We start from the raw sequence: 14,441 nt of genomic DNA on the forward strand, positions 1-14,441 counted from the left end.
TAGCCACTTGCCTGACAAGACCTCAGAGCATGACGTCCTCGAGCGAGGAGAGCTGGAGCCAGCCGGTGTTCGCCTGCCCGGCCGGCGGGGCCTCCCCGGTGGCGGCGGCGCCCATCAGGTCGACGAGGACCAGCTGGTCGAGCAGGACGCCGGCCACGGCGGCGATGTCGGCGATCGGCACCTGGAACGTGCGGAACGGACCGAGCGGCGGCGCCTCGCCGGCCGCCGCGGCGCCCGCGAGCGCGGCGTCGAGGTCGTCGACCAGCGGGGTCTGGTCCAGCAGGTAGCCCGTCGCGGCGAGGGCGCCGTCCTGCACGAACGCGACCACTTTCCAGAAGCGCAGCGGGATCCGGATGCCCCGGTAGGGCGGGTCGCCGTCCTCGAGGACGGGCCCGGCGAGGACGACGAGCTTCCGGTCGAAGGTCGCGGCGTGTTCGTGCAGGTAGTCCTCCAGGCCCAGCCACAGGTCCTTGCCCTGGTTGAACTTCGCGGCCTGGGGTGCGGCATTCGTGTAGTAGAAGGAGTCGACGTTGGCCCGCTGCGCCTCGGCGCGGTCGCGGCCCCACGAGACGGACGCCCGGCGCACCAGGTGGCCGCGGTCGAGGTCGTTGCGGGCGTAGACCGCCGGGCCGGCCTGCAGCTCCGCGGCCAGCCGCGGATCGAGGTTCCAGTCGTCGTCGCGGTCGAGGGAGAACAGCTTCGCGCCGTCCATGGCGTGCGCCGTGACGGCGGCGAAGCGCCGGTCGGGGCGGAACAGCAGGCTGTAGTGCGTGTAGTGCAGCAGCACGGTCGGCATGGGCGAGCCGATCGCGGGCATCGGGACCGCGGGGCCGAGGAAGGCGGGGTCGTAGCCGGCCCGGTCGTCCAGGTCCTGCGCCGTCGGGAGCGCCTCGGCGGAGGTGGACAGATCTGTCATGGCGGAACGCTAGGACCGCCGGGACGCCGCCGACAGTAGGTCCTGCGCGGTCCGTCGGGAGTGGCGCGGAAGATGGACGCCGTGGGTAGCGACGACAGTCCCGTGTCCGAGGTCCGCGCCGTCACCGACGTCGACGACGCGCTGCGCCAGGAGCTCCTGACCTGCTGGACCGACGTGACCAACGCCGGGGGCGCCGTCGGGTTCGTGCCGCCGGTCACCGAGGACGACGTCGTGCCGCTGCTCGACAAGCTGCTGGAGGGCGTCGCCTCCGGCCGGGACGTGCTCGCCCTGCTGACCGTCGACGGCAAGACCGCGGGCTTCGCCAGCGTCGTCGGCTCGCTCAGCCCGCTGCGGCGGCACTGGGGCACCGTGCTGCGCGTGCAGGTGCACCCGTCCCGCCAGGGGCAGGGGCTGGGCCGGGTGCTCATGGACGGCGTGCACCGCATCGCCCGGGACCGGGGCTGGGAGTTCCTGCACCTGACCGCGCGCGGGGGCACCGGCGTCGACGCCTTCTACCGCGGCCTGGGCTACGCGGAGGTCGGCCGCCTCCCGGGCGCGATCCGGGTCGCTCCCGGCGACGACCGCGACGAGATCGTCATGGCGTGCCGCCTGTGACGGCCGGCCCACCTGGCAGGGTGGGTGCCATGTCGGCTCCCGTGCCCCCCGGTTCGCGCGACGCCCGGCGCGAGCGCCTCGTCGGCCTGCTCGTCCTGGGCGTGGCCCTGGTCCTGCTGGTCTCGTCGGTGACCTGGTTCGCCAGCGACCAGGCGCTGGTCGGCGTCGGGCAGCTGGTCCTCGGCGTCGTGCTCGCCGCCGTGGGCGCCTTCCTGGTCCGCCGGTCCGGACGGGGCTGACCGCTCACTGCCCCTCGAGCGGCGCCTCGGCCAGCACGTCGCCGTCGGCGTCCAGGATGCGCACCGTCACGCCGATCTCGGGGCCGCTGTAGGGCGCCGTCCCGGCCCCGCGCTCGAGCGGCACGGTGACCAGCACGGTGCCTGCGTCGTCCACGACCTGCGCCGCGACGCCGGAGGGGGCGCTCACGAGGACCCCCGACATGGCCTGGACGGCGATGACCCGGTCCAGCAGCGCCGTCCCGGCGGCCGCGGGCGCGAACTGCATCGACGTCGCGCCGGCGTCGGGGCTACCGGGTGAGTAGGCGATCAGCCAGGTGCTGGTGGCACCGGACGGATGCGTCATCCCGTAGAGCTCGCCGTACTGGTTGACCCGGGATCCCAGCGGCCCGGCGGCCAGGAGGGTCGGCTGAGCGGTCTCGACACCCAGGCCGTAGGTGGCGAGCTCCGAGCCGACCGACCACAGCGAGGCCTGCTGCCACGTCCGATCGGCCAGACCGCGCGGGTCCAGGGCCTGGACCTCGGGGACGCCGCCCCAGGGCTCGCCCCCGCCGAGCCGGTCGGAGTCGGCCATCTGCAGCGGCCGGTCCGCACCCGCCGCGTCCCGGACCCGCACCTCGCCGCTGAGGCTCATCACGTACGCGAGGACGTCCATGTCGATCTCCGCGACGCCGTCCACGACGTCCATCGGGAGGCTGTCCGACCGCACCGTCCCGTCGGCCTCGACCACGGGGGTGAGCCGGACCTCGACGCTGTCACCGTCCTCGGCGACGACGACCAGGGTCACCGTCTCCGCCGACGGATCCGGGGCGTCCCGCAGGGCCAGGACGCCGTCGGGACCGGTGGTCGAGGGGAACGTCGCCAGCGCCATCTCGTCCGCGGCGGCTCCGGCGGGGCCGGTGAACCAGGAGTACGCGACGGTGTTGTCCACCATGCCCAGCACGAGTGCCACCCGGCCGCTGGTGACGTCACCGGCGTAGGCCACGCGCCGGGTGTCCATCGGTGGGTCGGGCACCTCGAGGTCGGCCGGATACCCCTCCGGGATCACCGGGTCCCACGCCAGGGCCGCGACGCCGCTGAGCCACTCCTCGTCGTCGGCCAGGCTGCCGCGGGTGGGCAGGGCGTAGAGGCCGGTCGGCGCGGACGGGACGAAGGTGCGGCCCGAGGTGCCGGCCACCTCCGCGCGGGGCGCGTCGGCGAGCGTCGAGGCGACGACGGGGACGCCCACGAACACCACCAGTGCCACCAGGCCGCCGGCCGCCAGAGCCGCCCGTGACCGGCGCTGCGCCCGGTAGCGCTCCCGGGTCCGCTGAGCCAGGTCCGCCGGCGGGGGTGCCATGACGTCGGCGCGGTTCCGGAGGTCGCGCAGCCCCGCTTCCAGCTGGCTGTCGGAGATGGTCACGTCAGCACTCCTCGAGGATCGACGCGGGCGCGGGAGCGCCGAGGACGGTGCGCAGCCGGGCCAGCCCCCGCACGGTCTGGCTCCGGACGGTGTGGACGGAGCAGCCGAGGAGCTCTGCGGTGGCCGCCTCGCCTAGGTCCTCGGTGTAGCGGAGGACGAGGACGGCGCGCATGCGCGGCGGGAGGGTGGCCAGCGCCTCGGCGATCCGCTCCCGCTCGTCGACGGCGTCCGTCCCGTCGGGCTCGGCCGGGTCGTGGGCCGGCAGCGACACGATCTCCTGGGTGCTGCGCAGCCGCCACCAGCTCGCGGCGCTGGTGACCAGCACCCGGCGGACGTACGGGTAGGGGTCGCCCTCGATCCGCCCCCAGCGGCGGTAGGCCTTCACCAGCGCGGTCTGCAGCAGGTCCTCCGCGTGCCCGCGATCGCGGGTCAGCAGGGTCGCCGTGCGCAGCAGGTCCGCCGAGCGCGCGGCGACGAACGCCTCGAAGGCGCTCTCCTCCTGTGGTCCCACCGGGCCTCCCCCCGTCGTCACCCTCTATGACGTCCGGAGGTGGCCGGTGCGAACGCCGTCGTGACCGGATCGTGATCGCGACGGTTCCGTTCGTCTCGCGTTGCCGCGGGAGATGAGGCGTCCCACACTCGCGACGACGCGAGAGGCCGACGGACGGAGGAGCGGTGAAGCTGGACAAGCAGGAGCTCGTGCGGGTGCTGCGCACCGAGGGTGACAACGACACCGCGGACAGGGCGGAGCAGAGCCTGCCGGACGAGATCGACACCGACCGGGACGGCGACGCCCTCGACGCCATCGGGCTCGACCGGACGCAGCTCCTCGCGAAGCTGGCCGGTGGCGGCCTGGGCGGCACCGTCGCTCCCTGACGCCGGGGGTCAGCGGGCACGGAGGGCGGCGCCCAGCTCGACCGCCAGGTCCAGGAAGTGCACGACCGCGTCCGCGTCGGGCTCCTCGCCGACGGGGAGGTCCAGCGTGCGCACCTGCCGCCCGGTACCCGACAGCCGCCCCTCCGGGTCGGGCAGCCGGGCGCCGTGCTCGAACACCAGCTGCACGCGGTCGGCGCCCGGGAAGAGGGCACACACGAACCCGGCCGCCGGGTCGCGGTAGTTCACCGAGTGCCAGCCGGGCCGGGCGCGCTCGGTCAGCTGCGGGTGGGCGTCCAGGACGACGCCGCGCAGGCGCTGGGTGAGCGCGACGACCGCGTCGGAGTGGTCGGCGAGCAGCTGGTCGACGGCCGGGTCCCGGGGCACCCCCGCACCGTGGCACGGGGGTACGACGGGGACGTCCTCCGTCAGCCGCTGTAGGGCCGCTCCCGGGCCAGCTCCTCCTTGGCGACACCGCGGATGTGTACGGCGTCCGGGCCGTCGACGATGCGCAGCGTGCGGGCGCTCGCGTAGAAGCGCGCCAGGACGGTGTCGTTGCTGACGCCGGCGCCGCCGTGCACCTGGATGGCTCGGTCGATGACGTCCAGCGCCACCTTCGGCGCGGCCACCTTGATCGCCGAGATCTCGGTGCGCGCGCCCTTGGCCCCGTACTTGTCGATCAGGTCGGCGGTCTTGAGCACGTAGAGCCGCGCCTGGTCGATCTCGATGCGGGAGAGCGCGATCGCCTCGCGGACGGTGCCCTGATCCGCCAGGGGGCGGCCGAAGGCGACCCGGTTCTTCGTGCGCTCGACCATGAGGGCCAGCGCCCGCTCGGCCATGCCGATGGCGCGCATGCAGTGGTGGATGCGGCCGGGTCCGAGCCGGGCCTGGGCGATCATGAAGCCGTCGCCCTCGCCGGCCAGGATGTTGGACGCCGGCACCCGCACGTCGGTGAAGCGCAGCTCCGAGTGGCCGTGCTGGTCCTGGTACCCGAACACCGGCAGGTGCCGGATGATCTCCAGGCCGGGGGTGTCGCGCGGCACCAGCACCATCGACTGCTGCCGGTGCGGGGCGCCGTCGGGGTCGGTCTTGCCCATGACGATGAAGATCTGGCAGCGCTCGTCGGCGGCGCCCGACGTCCACCACTTGCGGCCGTTGATCACGTACTCGTCGCCGTCGCGGACGATCGACGTCTGGATGTTGCGGGCGTCCGACGACGCGACGTCGGGCTCGGTCATCGCGAAGCCGGAGCGGATCTCGCCCTCCAGCAGCGGGTTCAGCCACCGCTGCTTCTGCTCGTCGGTGCCGAAGAGCATGAGCGTCTCCATGTTGCCCGTGTCGGGCGCGCCGACGTTCATCGCCTCGGGGGCGATGGTCGGCGACCAGCCGGTGATCTCGGCGACGGAGGCGTACTCGAGGTTGGTCAGGCCCCCGAGCTCGTGGTGGAACAGGTTCCACAGGCCGCGCTTGCGCGCCTCGGCCTTGAGCTCCTCGAGGACCGGAGGGTGCTCGTGGTTGTCGTGCCCGCGCTCGGCCCGCCACGCGTCGTAGACCGGCTCGGCGGGGAACACGTGCTCACGCATGAAGTCCCACGCGCGGGCGCAGACGTCCTCGGCCTTGGGGGAGAGAGCGAAGTCCATGCCCGCAACGTAACTGCGGACGTGACCGCCGTCGCATCGGGGGTCAGCGCGCGTGCGGTGCCGATCCGCCGCCGGAGACGAACCAGCAGGCGACCAGCGGGGAGGCGACCGCCAGCACCATGGCGGTGGCGCCCAGGGCGACCGTGGGCGGCACCAGCAGGGCCACGGCCAGCACGACCGGGAGGACCACGACGACCAGCAGTCGGCCGCGGTGCCGCGGTGGCCGGGGACGAGCGGTCTCCCCCAGGAGCTCGGCCAGGCGCGGGTCGTCGCGGGCGAGGTCCTCGCCCAGCTGGCGCAGGACCGGGTCGTCGTCCATCTCGGACCACCTCCCCACCGCTGCGGGAAGTGTGCTCCGCGGGCGTCCCCGCGGGAAGACGCCGAGAGCCGGGTCCCGCCTCGTTCAGGAGGCGCGACCCGGCTCTCGGATGCCCGGCCGTCACCGGCCGGGGTGGTTCAGATCAGCGACGGCTGTCGACGGCGTTGCGCACCGGCAGCAGGGCGATCACGAGGCCGACCAGGGCGGTCAGGATGTGCAGGACGTTGTCAGCGGTGTTGATGCTGAGGAAATCCCACTCCTTGTCGATCGCGATGAGGCCGTAGATGAAGGCGGCGCCGTAGCCGACGGCCAGCAGCCAGCCGTAGGTGCGCGCACCGGCCAGCGTGCGGCTGAGCGCGAGCCCGGCGAGGCCGATCACGATGTGCACGACGTTGTGCATGCCGTTGATCTCGAAGCCGAGCAGGGTCTCACCGGTGTCGTGCGCGAAGAAGTCGTCGAAGCCGGTGACGAAGAAGCCGACGATCCCGACCAGCAGGTAGATCGCACCGAATGCGAGCCCGAGGATCTCGGGGACGGTCTTGCCCCGACCTGCTGCGTTGTTGCCCGCGGTTGCGGCCATGATGTCCTCCCGAACGTGAGCCCACCGGGGTCCCGGCGGGGGCTGCCGATCCGGTACCCGCGATGGATCGCGCGTAACGGATCTCCCCCGTACGGGCGACGGCCGTTGCCTAAACGTCACCGTCCGCCGGGGGGTTGTCCGGCAGGCGTTCGGGCGCCGGCCCCCGGCCGGTTCAGCCGAGGGTCGAGCGGGTCCGCCGGACGACGAAGGGACCGATCGCCAGCAGGTCCACCGGAGCGGACCCGAAGCACTCCAGCGCGTCCCGGGGGTCGTCCACCATCGGCCGGCCGGCGGTGTTCAGGCTCGTGTTCACGACGACGGGCAGGCCGGTGCGCCGCTCGAAGCACTCGAGCATGCGGGCGACCAGGGGCTCCTCCGCGCGGTCGACGGTCTGGATGCGCGCCGTCCCGTCGACGTGGGTGACGGTCGGGATGCGCTCCTTCCACTCCTGGGCGACGTCGTGGACGAACAGCATGTACCGCGAGGGGATGGGGCCGCGGCTGAAGATGTCCGAGGCCCGCCCGGCCAGCACCATGGGGGCCACCGGGCGGAACTGCTCGCGGCCCTTCACGTTGTTCATCCGCTCGAGGTTGGCCTCGTAGCCGGGGTGCGCGAGCAGGGAGCGGTGACCGAGGGCGCGGGGGCCGTACTCGCTGCGGCCCTGGAACCAGGCGACGATGCCGTTGTTCGCCAGCACCTCGGCGACGGCGTCGGCCACGTCCCGCGGGCGCTCGTACTCGATGGCCGCCGTCTGCAGGAACTGCTCGATCTCCTCGTCGGACCAGCCCCGGCCGAGGTCGGCGCCGGGCATGGGCTCGGTCCGCTCGCCGAGGCCGCGGGCCACGTGCAGGGCGCTGCCGAGGGCCGTGCCGGAGTCGCCGGCGGCCGGCTGCACCCACACCTGCTCGAACGGGGTCTCGGCGAAGATCCGGGTGTTCGCCACGCAGTTGAGGGCGACGCCGCCGGCGAGGGTCAGGGTCGTGTCGCCGGTGCGCTCGTGCAGCCACCGGGCCAGGTCGAGCAGCACCTCCTCCACCCGCTGCTGGACGCTGGCGGCGAGGTCGGCGTGGTCGGAGGTCCAGTCGTCGCCCTTGGTCAGCCGCGGGGCGTACTCGGAGAAGTCGATCTTCGGCGTCCGGAAGCCGCCGTCCTCGGTGGCGACGATGAGCTCCGACAGCTCGCCGAGGAAGCGCGGCTTGCCGTAGGAGGCCATCGCCATGACCTTGAACTCGTCGCTGCTGCGCAGGAAGCCCAGGTGCTCGGTGAGGTCCTCGTAGAGCAGGCCGATGGAGTGGGGGAGCGCCTGGCCGGCCAGGATCTCCAGCTGCCCGTCGACGTAGCGGCCGGCGAGGTGGCTGTGCGCCTCGCCGCGGCCGTCGAGCACCAGCACCGAGTTGTCCGCCGTGGGGGCGGACAGCCCGGCGGAGGCGGCATGGGCCACGTGGTGCTTCACGAAGCGGACCTTCGCCGGGTCCAGCCCGGGCAGCGCGTGGGCCAGGAAGTCCGGCGCCTTCTCCGCGTACATCTTGCGCATGACGTCGCCGTCGTCGAAGAGCCCGGACTCCTCGGGCGTGCCCATCAGGGCGGGGTCGAAGGAGTAGGCGACGGCGTCGAGCTCCTCCGGGGAGATGCCGGCCTCGGCCAGGCACCAGGCCGCGGAGAGCTCGGGCAGCTCCCACGCGCTCCACGGGACCGGGCGCTTGCCGTGCTTGCGCCGGCTGAAGCGCTCCTCCTCCGCGGCGGCCACGACCTTCCCGTCGACGACGAGCGCCGCCGCCGGGTCGTGGTAGATCGCGTTGATGCCCAGGACCTTCACGGTGCAGCTCCTCCCGGCCGGACGCGGTGTCCGGGCGCTGTGGTGATCATCAGTGGGTTGCGCGGGTCGCGCAGGTCGAGGCTCAGCCGCGGGGACGCAGCAGGTCGTGCTCGAGGACGGCGGCCAGGCCGAGCGTCTTGTAGCCGACCTCGTCGAAGAGCACCGTGATGCGGTCGTCCTCGACCCGCATGACGACTCCGGGCCCCCACTCCGCGTGCTCGACCGGCGTCTCGGACGGGAACGGCGTGTCCTCGTTCTCGACGGCCGCCTCCTGGGCGGTGCCGGCCGAGCAGTTGTCGCAGTTGCCGCAGGGCTCGTCCAGCTGCTCGCCGAAGTAGCCGAGGAGGAACTGCCGGCGGCACTGGGTCGTCTCGGCGTAGCCGCGCATCATCTCGACGCGGCTCTGGTCGACGCGTTCGTGGTGCTCCGCGAGCTCGCGGGCCGCGGCGGCGGCCTCGCCGGGCGCCGGGGCGCCCTCCGCCGGGTGGGCGGCACCGTCCTCGTCCAGGACGACGGCCGACACCTGCTCGAGCAGGTTCAGGTCGCGGGCCAGCGGCGTGGCAGCCCGGCCGGTCTCCTCGCGGAGGTCCTTGACGTCGACGCCGTCCTCGATGCCCGCCGCGGCGGCGGCCTGGACCAGGCCGGCGACCTGCTGGAGCTCCTCCTCCGCCGGGGCGCCGGCGGCGAAGAAGCGCCGGAGCCCGAGGTCCTCCTGCCGGTAGACGAGGACCGCGAGGGCCGGCTCGCCGTCGCGCCCGGCGCGGCCGATCTCCTGGTAGTAGCTGTCGACGGAGTCGGCGGGCTCGGCGTGGATCACGAACCGGGTGTCGGGCTTGTCGATGCCCATGCCGAACGCGGTGGTGGCGACGACGACGTCGAGCTCGTCCTCCATCCAGGCCCGCTGGGTGTCCTCGCGGTCGCCCTTGTTCAGGCCGGCGTGGTAGTGCCGGGCCCGCAGGCCGCGCTCGGCCAGCTCGCCGGCGATCTCCTCGGTGCCGCGGCGCGTCGCGCTGTAGACGATCCCGGGGCCGCGGCCCTCGCCGATCTCGGTCAGGACGCGGTCGAGCACGCCGAGCTCCTTGCCGCGCGCGTCGGCGTGGTGGTCGACCTCCAGCCGGATCTCGGGGCGGTCGAAGCCGGCCACCACGACCTGGGCGTCGCGCATCTCCAGCCGCTCGACGATCTCCGCGCGGACCGGCGGCGCCGCCGTCGCGGTCAGTGCGAGCACCGTCGGGTGCCCGAGCTGCTCGATGACGCCGCCGAGACGCAGGTAGTCGGGGCGGAAGTCGTGGCCCCAGGCCGAGACGCAGTGCGCCTCGTCGACGACGAACAGCGCGGGCTTCGCCTCGCCGATGGCGTCGACGACGTCGGGCCGGGCCAGCTGCTCGGGGGCGAGGAAGACGAAGCGGACAGTTCCGTCCTGCAGCGACTCGAGCACCTCGCGGTGGTCGCCGGTGGAGAGGGTCGAGTTCAGCTGGGCGGCGCGGCCGGCGCGGTCCTCGATCTCGGCCAGCCGTTCGACCTGGTCGCGCTGCAGGGCGATCAGCGGCGAGACGACGACGACCGGGCCGTCCAGCAGCTGCCCGGCGACCTGGTAGACCGCCGTCTTCCCGGCGCCCGAAGGGAGGACGGCGAGGGTGTCGCGGCCCGAGACGACGGACTGCATGGCCGCCTCCTGCCCCGGCCGGAAATCCTCGAAGCCGAGGACGTCGCGGGCGAACTCGCGGATCCGTCGGGTGCGGACGGAGGCGGAGTTTCCGGCGGGGTTGTCCGCGGGCGCAGCAGGGGGCACCGGCTCCCACTCCCCGTGCGGCGCTCGCGGCAAACGGTGCCGGGACTCACCCGGCGTTCCCGCGGGAACGACCGTGCGGTCGCCGCGGCTAGGGTCGCGGCGTGGCCGCCACGTACCGCATCGCCGAGGCGGCGGCGCTGCTCGGGGTCAGCGACGACACGGTGCGGCGCTGGATCGACAGCGGCCGGCTCCCCGCGCACCGCGACGGGGGCGGACCCGCCGTGGTGGAGGGCGCCGACCTCGCGCGGGTCGCCACCCAGCTCCGCGAGGCGCCCGAGCCCGGCACCACGCCGTCGTCGGCGCGCAACCGGCTCGCCGGCATCGTCACCCGCGTCGTCCGGGACACCGTCATGGCGCAGGTGGAGATCCAGGCCGGCCCGTTCCGGCTGGTCTCCCTGATGTCCCGCGAGGCGGCGGACGAGCTGGGCCTGGAGGTCGGCGTCCGCGCGGTCGCGACCGTGAAGGCCACCCAGGTCAGCGTCGACGTCCCGTAGCACCGGGGGCGCACGTCGGCGCTTGCGCAGACGCGGCTGGATGTGCCCTACTTCCTCCGCACCTGCGGATCGGAGGACCGGATGAGGCGTCGTGCGCTGCTGGGAATCCCCCTGGCGGCCGTCCTGGCGCTCACCGGCTGCGGTGGATCGACCGCCGAGGACGCGGCGGCGGGCCCGTCGTCGGCGAGTGGGGAGCTGACCGGCACGCTCACGGTCTTCGCCGCCGCGTCGCTCACCGACGTGTTCACCGAGCTCGGGGACCGGCTCATGGCCGCCAACCCGGACCTCGAGGTCCGCTTCAACTTCGCCGGCAGCTCGGCGCTCGCCACCCAGCTCACCCAGGGCGCGCCGGCGGACGTCTTCGCCAGCGCCAACGACGCGCAGATGGCCGTCGTCACCGACGCGGGCCTCGAGGCCGCGGACCCGGAGGTCTTCACCGAGAACGTCCTCGAGATCGCCGTCCCCGCCGACAACCCGGGAGACGTCACGGGCATCGACGACTTCGCCGACCCCGACCTGGCGCTCGCGGTCTGCGCTCCCGCCGTCCCCTGCGGCGCCGCGGCCGAGCAGGTGTTCGAGGCCGCGGGCATCACGCCGGTCCCCGACACCGAGGAGGAGGACGTCCGGGCGGCGCTCACCAAGGTGCAGCTCGGGGAGGTGGACGCCGCGCTCGTCTACGCGTCCGACGTCCGCAGCGCCGGCGACGACGTCGAGGGGATCCCCTTCCCCGAGGCGGAGGAGGCGGTCAACGAGTACCCGGTCTGCGTCCTCGCCGACGCCCCGAACCCGGCGGCCGCCCAGGCCTTCGTCGACCTCGTGCTGTCCGACGACGGGCAGGCCGCGCTGGAGGCGGCCGGGTTCCGGGCCCCGACGGCGTGAGGCGCCGCTCGGGAGCGGGCATCCCGGCGCCGTTGCTGGTCCCCGCGGCGCTGGCAGTCGCGTTCCTCGTCCTGCCGCTGGTCGGGCTGTTGGTCCGCGCGCCCTGGTCGGCGATCGGCCCCGCGCTGGCGCAGCCCGAGGTCGGCCAGGCCCTCCGGCTCTCCCTGGTCTCCGCGACGCTCGCCACGCTGGTGTCCCTGGTGCTGGGCGTCCCGCTCGCCTGGGTGCTCGCGCGGTCCCGCATCCGCGGCCGCAGCCTGCTGCGCGCGCTGGTCACCGTGCCGCTGGTGCTCCCGCCCGTCGTCGGCGGCGTCGCCCTGTTCCTCGTCCTCGGCCGCCAGGGCATCGTCGGCAGCTGGCTCGACGACGCCTTCGGCATCACGATCCCGTTCACGACCGCCGCCGTCGTCATCGCCGAGACCTTCGTGGCGATGCCGTTCCTCGTGGTCAGCGTCGAGGGCGCCCTCCGCGCCGCGGACGCCCGGTTCGAGGACGTCGCCGCCACCCTCGGGGCCGGCCGGTGGACGACGTTCCGCCGGGTCACGCTCCCGCTCGTGGCGCCGGGGGTCGCCGCAGGGGCGGTCCTCTGCTGGGCCAGGGCGCTGGGGGAGTTCGGGGCCACGATCACGTTCGCGGGCAACTTCCCCGGGACGACGCAGACGATGCCGCTCGCGGTCTACCTCGCGCTGCAGAGCGAGCCCGAGGCGGCGATCGTGCTCTCCCTCGTCCTCCTGGCGGTCTCGCTGGCCACGCTGCTCCTGCTGCGCGACCGCTGGCTCGGCCGGGCGGGCAGGGCGCTGTGAGCCTGGAGGCGCAGGTCGCGGTGCTGCGCGGCACCCTCGCGGTGGACGCGGGCTTCGCCGTCGACGGCGGCGAGGTGCTGGCCCTGCTCGGCCCCAACGGCGCGGGCAAGTCCACGCTCGTCCGCGTGCTGGCGGGCCTCCTCCGGCCCGACGACGGCCGGGTCGTCGTCGACGGCGTCGTGTGGGACGACGGGGCCACCCACCTGCCCGCGCACCATCGGTCGCTGGGGATGGTCTTCCAGGACGCGCTGCTGTTCCCCCACCTGTCGGTCGCCGACAACGTCTCCTTCGGCCTGCGCACCCGCGGGGTCGGTCGCCAGGCGCGCCGGTCGGCCGCGGAGGACTGGCTGGCGCGGGTGGGTCTGGACGGCCTGGGGGACGCCCGGCCCGCGGAGCTCTCGGGCGGCCAGGCGCAGCGGGCCGCGCTCGCCCGGGCGCTCGCCGTGGACCCCGCCGTCCTCCTGCTCGACGAGCCGCTGTCGGCGCTCGACGCGCGCACCCGGCTGGTGGTGCGCGCCGAGCTGCGGCGGCACCTGGCGGAGTTCGCGGGCAGCACCGTGCTGGTCACCCACGACCCCGTGGACGCCATGGCCCTGGCCGACCGGGTCGTCGTCGTCGAGGAGGGGCGGATCGTCCAGTCCGGCACGCCGGAGGACGTGAGCCGCCGGCCGCGCACCGACTACGTGGCCCGCCTCGTGGGGCTCTCGCTGCTGGCCGGGACGGCGGAGGGCCGCGTGGTCCGTCTCGACGGCGGCGGCGCGGTCGCCGTCGCCGAGGAGGCCTCGGGACCGGTGTTCGCCGCCGTCCGGCCGGAGTCGGTGGCCCTCTACCTGGCCCGCCCCGCGGGCAGCCCGCGCAACGTGTGGCCGGTCCGGCTGGTGGGCGCCACGCCGCACGGGGCGACGGTGCGCTGCGAGCTGGCGGGGGAGGTGCCCCTGGTCGCCGACGTCACCGCCACCTCGTTCGCCGAGCTGGGGCTGGCCCCCGGCGCAGAGGTGTGGGCGACGGTGAAGGCCTCCGAGGTCGCCGTCTACCAGCGCTGAGAGGGTGGGGCCATGAGCGCACCGGTCCTCGCCGCCGTCGTCCTCGCCGCCGGGGGCGGACGGCGGTACGGCATGCCCAAGGCCCTGGTCGAGTACGAGGGCAGCCTGCTGGTCGAGCGGGCGGTGCGGACGGCGCGGGCGGTCTGCGACCCGGTCCTCGTGGTGCTCGGCGCGCAAGCGGTCGACGTGTGGCGGCAGGCGGACCTCGACGGGGCGACCGTGCTGGCGAACAAGGACTGGGAGACCGGGATGGCCTCCTCCCTGCGCACGGGGCTCGAGGGTCTGCGTGGGTGGCCCGGCAGGGTCGACGCGGCGCTGGTCCTGCTGGTCGACATGCCGGGCATGACCCCGGCCGCCCTGGCCCGGATGGCCGAGCACGCCGCCCCGGACGCGCTCGCGGTGGCCACCTACGACGGCGTCCGGGCGCACCCCGTCCTGCTCGGTCGCGACCACTGGGCGGGGGTGGTGGAGACGGCGACCGGCGACGAGGGCGCGCGGCGCTACCTCGCCGCCCATGACGTCACCGAGGTCGACTGCACCGGCCTCGCGGACGCGACCGACCTCGACGTGCCGCCGCCCGGGGTACCTTCGGCGCCGTGATCGCCCGGGTCGTCGACGAGCCGCTGTCCGTCGCCGAGCACGAGGACGCCGTCGCCGACAAGGCCGCCGGCGCCGTCGTCTCGTTCGCCGGGGTCGTCCGCGACCACGACGGGGGCCGGTCGGTGACCGAGCTCGAGTACGTCGGCCACCCCACCGCGGCCGAGGTCATCGCCCAGCTCGCGCACGAGTTCGCCGCCCGGCCGGACGTGCACGCCGTCGCCGTGTCCCACCGGGTCGGTCTGCTGGGCATCGGCGACGTCGCGCTGGCCTGCGCGGTCAGCGCCTCCCACCGCGGCCAGGCGTTCGCCGCCTGCGCCGAGCTCGTCGACGAGGTGAAGAAGCGGCTGCCGATCTGGAAGCGGCAGGTCTTCACCGACGGCGAGGAGGAGTGGGTCGCCTGCCCGTAGGTCCAGGTCGCCCGCGCCGCGCAACG

At 74.5% G+C, this 14,441-nt stretch carries 18 protein-coding genes; 9 read left to right on the forward strand and 9 right to left on the reverse strand.

Features of this window, described 5'->3' with window-relative positions; all coding sequences use genetic code 11:
* Nucleotides 1-22: 22 nt before the first annotated feature.
* Nucleotides 23-916, reverse strand: a complete 894-nt coding sequence (locus tag ACI78T_RS08595; protein WP_456557670.1) for a DNA/RNA non-specific endonuclease — start codon at nt 914-916, stop codon at nt 23-25.
* Nucleotides 917-1,018: 102 nt separating this feature from the next.
* Between ACI78T_RS08595 and ACI78T_RS08600 the strand changes: the two genes are divergently transcribed.
* Both ACI78T_RS08600 and ACI78T_RS08605 read left to right on the forward strand, forming a co-directional pair.
* Entirely contained in the window at nt 1,019-1,531 is a 513-nt protein-coding gene (locus ACI78T_RS08600; RefSeq protein ID WP_456557671.1) for an N-acetyltransferase family protein, read from the forward strand.
* Nucleotides 1,532-1,560: 29 nt separating this feature from the next.
* Nucleotides 1,561-1,770, forward strand: a complete 210-nt coding sequence (locus ACI78T_RS08605) for a hypothetical protein (protein WP_456557672.1) — start codon at nt 1,561-1,563, stop codon at nt 1,768-1,770.
* Between the two features lie 4 nt (nt 1,771-1,774).
* On the opposite strand, the gene ACI78T_RS08610 is transcribed toward ACI78T_RS08605, so the two are convergent.
* A complete protein-coding gene (locus ACI78T_RS08610; RefSeq protein ID WP_456557673.1) occupies nt 1,775-3,169 on the reverse strand; it encodes a hypothetical protein in 1,395 nt (464 codons plus the stop codon).
* A gap of 1 nt (nt 3,170) precedes the next feature.
* Nucleotides 3,171-3,680, reverse strand: a complete 510-nt coding sequence (locus tag ACI78T_RS08615) for a SigE family RNA polymerase sigma factor (protein ID WP_456557674.1) — start codon at nt 3,678-3,680, stop codon at nt 3,171-3,173.
* A gap of 164 nt (nt 3,681-3,844) precedes the next feature.
* Between ACI78T_RS08615 and ACI78T_RS08620 the strand changes: the two genes are divergently transcribed.
* Nucleotides 3,845-4,045, forward strand: a complete 201-nt coding sequence (locus ACI78T_RS08620) for a hypothetical protein (RefSeq protein WP_456557675.1) — start codon at nt 3,845-3,847, stop codon at nt 4,043-4,045.
* A 9-nt stretch (nt 4,046-4,054) separates the two neighbouring features.
* Here the strand turns inward: ACI78T_RS08620 and ACI78T_RS08625 are convergent, their stop codons facing one another.
* The 6 genes from ACI78T_RS08625 to ACI78T_RS08650 form a co-directional block, all read right to left on the reverse strand.
* Complete coding sequence (locus ACI78T_RS08625; protein ID WP_456557676.1) at nt 4,055-4,429, reverse strand: DUF1801 domain-containing protein; 375 nt, start codon at nt 4,427-4,429, stop codon at nt 4,055-4,057.
* A 41-nt stretch (nt 4,430-4,470) separates the two neighbouring features.
* Nucleotides 4,471-5,682, reverse strand: coding sequence for an acyl-CoA dehydrogenase family protein (locus ACI78T_RS08630; protein WP_456557677.1), 1,212 nt, complete (start codon nt 5,680-5,682; stop codon nt 4,471-4,473).
* A gap of 43 nt (nt 5,683-5,725) precedes the next feature.
* Nucleotides 5,726-6,001 carry a DUF3040 domain-containing protein gene (locus ACI78T_RS08635; RefSeq protein WP_456557678.1) on the reverse strand — a complete coding sequence of 92 codons (276 nt, stop codon included), beginning with the start codon at nt 5,999-6,001 and terminating at the stop codon, nt 5,726-5,728.
* A 142-nt stretch (nt 6,002-6,143) separates the two neighbouring features.
* Nucleotides 6,144-6,581 (reverse strand): DUF4383 domain-containing protein, encoded by a 438-nt coding sequence (locus tag ACI78T_RS08640; protein ID WP_456557679.1) that lies wholly within the window; start codon nt 6,579-6,581, stop codon nt 6,144-6,146.
* A gap of 172 nt (nt 6,582-6,753) precedes the next feature.
* The gene (locus ACI78T_RS08645) at nt 6,754-8,397 is read right to left on the reverse strand and encodes a carbamoyltransferase family protein (protein ID WP_456557680.1); all 1,644 of its coding nucleotides are present in this window, start codon (nt 8,395-8,397) and stop codon (nt 6,754-6,756) included.
* An 82-nt stretch (nt 8,398-8,479) separates the two neighbouring features.
* Nucleotides 8,480-10,189 carry a RecQ family ATP-dependent DNA helicase gene (locus ACI78T_RS08650; RefSeq protein ID WP_456557681.1) on the reverse strand — a complete coding sequence of 570 codons (1,710 nt, stop codon included), beginning with the start codon at nt 10,187-10,189 and terminating at the stop codon, nt 8,480-8,482.
* A gap of 101 nt (nt 10,190-10,290) precedes the next feature.
* Between ACI78T_RS08650 and ACI78T_RS08655 the strand changes: the two genes are divergently transcribed.
* The 6 genes from ACI78T_RS08655 (at nt 10,291) to ACI78T_RS08680 (ending at nt 14,415) form a co-directional block, all read left to right on the forward strand.
* A complete protein-coding gene (locus ACI78T_RS08655) occupies nt 10,291-10,683 on the forward strand; it encodes a TOBE domain-containing protein (protein WP_456557682.1) in 393 nt (130 codons plus the stop codon).
* A gap of 81 nt (nt 10,684-10,764) precedes the next feature.
* On the forward strand, nt 10,765-11,562 hold the full coding sequence (modA, locus tag ACI78T_RS08660) for a molybdate ABC transporter substrate-binding protein (protein ID WP_456557683.1): 798 nt from the start codon (nt 10,765-10,767) through the stop codon (nt 11,560-11,562).
* The gene (locus ACI78T_RS08665) at nt 11,559-12,365 is read left to right on the forward strand and encodes an ABC transporter permease (RefSeq protein WP_456557684.1); all 807 of its coding nucleotides are present in this window, start codon (nt 11,559-11,561) and stop codon (nt 12,363-12,365) included. Before modA ends, ACI78T_RS08665 begins: the two co-directional genes overlap by 4 nt.
* The gene (locus ACI78T_RS08670; RefSeq protein ID WP_456557685.1) at nt 12,362-13,408 is read left to right on the forward strand and encodes an ABC transporter ATP-binding protein; all 1,047 of its coding nucleotides are present in this window, start codon (nt 12,362-12,364) and stop codon (nt 13,406-13,408) included. The genes ACI78T_RS08665 and ACI78T_RS08670 overlap by 4 nt, the downstream gene beginning before the upstream one ends.
* A gap of 12 nt (nt 13,409-13,420) precedes the next feature.
* A complete protein-coding gene (locus ACI78T_RS08675) occupies nt 13,421-14,008 on the forward strand; it encodes a nucleotidyltransferase family protein (RefSeq protein ID WP_456557686.1) in 588 nt (195 codons plus the stop codon).
* Nucleotides 14,005-14,415, forward strand: coding sequence for a molybdenum cofactor biosynthesis protein MoaE (locus tag ACI78T_RS08680; RefSeq protein WP_456557687.1), 411 nt, complete (start codon nt 14,005-14,007; stop codon nt 14,413-14,415). The genes ACI78T_RS08675 and ACI78T_RS08680 overlap by 4 nt, the downstream gene beginning before the upstream one ends.
* Nucleotides 14,416-14,441: the final 26 nt, after the last annotated feature.

This window comes from Blastococcus sp. SYSU D00922, from assembly GCF_054050495.1.

Coding starts and splice junctions, on each gene's coding strand:
- ACI78T_RS08635 (WP_456557678.1), bottom strand. CDS start 6,001: ATGGACGACGACCCGGTCCTGCGCCAGCTGGGCGAGGACCTCGCCCGC.
- ACI78T_RS08675 (WP_456557686.1), top strand. CDS start 13,421: ATGAGCGCACCGGTCCTCGCCGCCGTCGTCCTCGCCGCCGGGGGCGGA.
- modA (WP_456557683.1), top strand. CDS start 10,765: ATGAGGCGTCGTGCGCTGCTGGGAATCCCCCTGGCGGCCGTCCTGGCG.
- ACI78T_RS08605 (WP_456557672.1), top strand. CDS start 1,561: ATGTCGGCTCCCGTGCCCCCCGGTTCGCGCGACGCCCGGCGCGAGCGC.
- ACI78T_RS08640 (WP_456557679.1), bottom strand. CDS start 6,581: ATGGCCGCAACCGCGGGCAACAACGCAGCAGGTCGGGGCAAGACCGTC.
- ACI78T_RS08630 (WP_456557677.1), bottom strand. CDS start 5,682: ATGGACTTCGCTCTCTCCCCCAAGGCCGAGGACGTCTGCGCCCGCGCG.
- ACI78T_RS08595 (WP_456557670.1), bottom strand. CDS start 916: ATGACAGATCTGTCCACCTCCGCCGAGGCGCTCCCGACGGCGCAGGAC.